Raw genomic sequence first — 2,397 nt, 5'->3', positions numbered from 1 at the left:
AATACGACAGGGATTTTGGTTGGCGATCGCATCAGCTACACCAACACTCACCGCAGTATTCAACGGCTGCACAGACGGTTGCCCCGTTGCACTGGTTTGCTGTTGCAGAAATTCTTGCCGTAACCGTTCTAGCGTTGCCTTGTCAGCTTTGCCTGAAACCTTGAGTCCATAGGTAGCTTGGGCATTCTTGAGTGCTGCCTTAGTGCTTGGGCCAGTAATGCCATCCACCGGCCCTCGATAAAAGCCTAGAGCTGCCAACAGTTGCTGGGTTTCTTCAGGCTCGTAGATAATCAAGCTAAAGGTAGCGGCTCTAGTTGCCGCAGGCAGTGAACCATCATCGTTACCAGCGTTGTAACTTTGCCAAATTTTTGCCAATTCCCCTTCAATCTCACTCAGCGAGACATCTTTAGGGGCTTGCAGTGATACGACCGGAGCACTTGTAGTAGTCATAGGAGTTGAAGGCTAAAGGGGTTGAGAGTTGATTACGTAACCGTTGTCTAGTTGCAAGAGATCTAATTGCAAAATGACCGATAACCATAACAAAACACATATCTAGAGTCTGCGCCAGCGGCGACCATCACGATTAATCAATAGTTCCGCCTCCGCAGGTTCCCAGGTGCCTGCCTCATATTGAGGAATGGTGCTGGGGTCAGTTGGCTGCTCCCAGAGATTCAGCACTGGTGTGACAACACGCCATGCCGCTTCCACTTCATCAGCACGGGTAAACAGGGTTTGGTCACCCATCATGCAATCTAGTAGCAGCCGACTATAGGCATCGGAGGTATTGACTCCGAAGGTACTGCCATAGTTAAAGTCCATATCCACTGAGCGAGTACGCAGTTCTGCCCCTGGCATTTTGGCCTCAAATCGCAGAGAGATGCCTTCATTGGGTTGCAGGCGCATCGTCAACACGTTGGGACTGGCTTGCTTTGCTGCGGACTGGAAGATTAAAAATGGTACATCTCGAAACTGAATAGCAATCTCAGTCACCTTCTTGGGCAATCGCTTACCTGTGCGCAAGTAAAAGGGCACACCCTGCCAGCGCCAGTTGTCTACCACAAGTTTCACAGCTACGTAAGTAGGTGTCGTCGATGTTGGACTCACCCCTGGTTCCTCACGATAGCCAGGGACAGGCTTGCCCTTCATCCATCCAGATGCATATTGACCTCGAACGGCGCACAGATCCAAGTTGCTTAAGTCTGCCAAGCGGGTTGACTGCACAACCTTGACTTTCTCATTGCGAATAGAGTCGGCATCTAGGGAGTTGGGTGCTTCCATAGCCGTTAAGCAAAATAACTGCATCAAATGGTTTTGCAGCATATCACGCAGGGCACCTGAGGTTTCGTAATAGCCAGCACGATCCTCTACACCTACTGTCTCAGCTACGGTGATTTGAACGTGATCAACGAACTGACGATTCCACAGTGGCTCAAAAATAGCATTGGCAAAGCGTAGTACCAGTAGGTTCTGTACGGTTTCTTTGCCCAGATAGTGGTCGATGCGATAAACTTGCTCTTCTCTACAAACCTGCTGGACAACTTGGTTAAGGGCTTGAGCTGAGGCCAAATCTCGACCAAAGGGTTTCTCAATCACAAGCCGATGCCGAGCAGGATCAGAGAGCATACCGGCTGCACCTAGCTGACGGATGGCCTCTGGGAAAAACTTAGGCCCAACAGAGAGGTAAAACACTCGATTGCCACGAGTGCCTCGTTGCTCGTCTAGCTCTGCTAAAAATGCCTTAAGTTTTTGATAGTCGGCTGGGTTGTCGATGTCGCCAGCACAGTAGTAAAGGCCATCGGCAAAGTCTTGCCACATTTCTTCGGCACCAATGCCCGTGGAAAATTGCTCGATACCCTCGCGCATCTGTTCTCGGAAGTAGTCGTGGCTCCACGGACGGCGGGCAACACCAACGATCGTCAAATTAGCGGGAATTTGACGTTCTCGCTTTAAGGCGTAGATAGCGGGGATCAATTTTCGTTGTGTCAAATCGCCAGAGGCACCAAAGATCACTAGAATTAGAGGCTCTGGCATACGCTCCTGACGTAGCCCAACGCGCAACGGGTTTTCCAAGAGTAACGTCTGCATGGGAATCACAAGTTGAGATAGCGAGGACAATGGCTTACCAACAGGGTAGCGACTGTTTGTCCGTTAGCCCTAAATTCTCTCACTTGTCTTAATGTAATTACTCTACGTTATGAGGGTCATAAGGATGGCATACTAGCGGATAGCATTGACGGTATTCTTCCAGGCTAACTCTTTACACAAAATGGTCAGTGCCCGTTGGTCAGCTCCTGTGAACAGATTAGTGTCAATTAATTGCTGGAGCACTCGCTGGGTCAGTTGGGAAGCAAACGTGCCACCACAGCGGAGCAAATGACTGTAGTAGGAGAACTGAGG

Annotated in this window: 3 protein-coding genes; all 3 read right to left on the bottom strand. The window is 49.9% G+C overall.

The genetic code is table 11. From position 1 onward, the window contains the following. Positions 1 to 450: peptidoglycan-binding protein (locus tag NZ772_17455; GenBank protein ID MCS6815344.1), on the bottom strand; the 450-nt coding region annotated here is incomplete at its 3' end. A gap of 102 nt (positions 451 to 552) precedes the next feature. Next, the gene (gene zwf, locus NZ772_17450) at positions 553 to 2,085 is read right to left on the bottom strand and encodes a glucose-6-phosphate dehydrogenase (GenBank protein ID MCS6815343.1); all 1,533 of its coding nucleotides are present in this window, start codon (positions 2,083 to 2,085) and stop codon (positions 553 to 555) included. Positions 2,086 to 2,217: 132 nt separating this feature from the next. Beyond that, positions 2,218 to 2,397: hypothetical protein (locus tag NZ772_17445; protein ID MCS6815342.1), on the bottom strand; the 180-nt coding region annotated here is incomplete at its 5' end.

The organism is Cyanobacteriota bacterium (assembly GCA_025054735.1).
Taxonomy (GTDB): Bacteria; Cyanobacteriota; Cyanobacteriia; order SKYG9; family SKYG9; genus SKYG9.
Note: the sequence above shows the minus strand (reverse complement) of the source record. Positions and strands in the feature narration are given on the sequence as shown.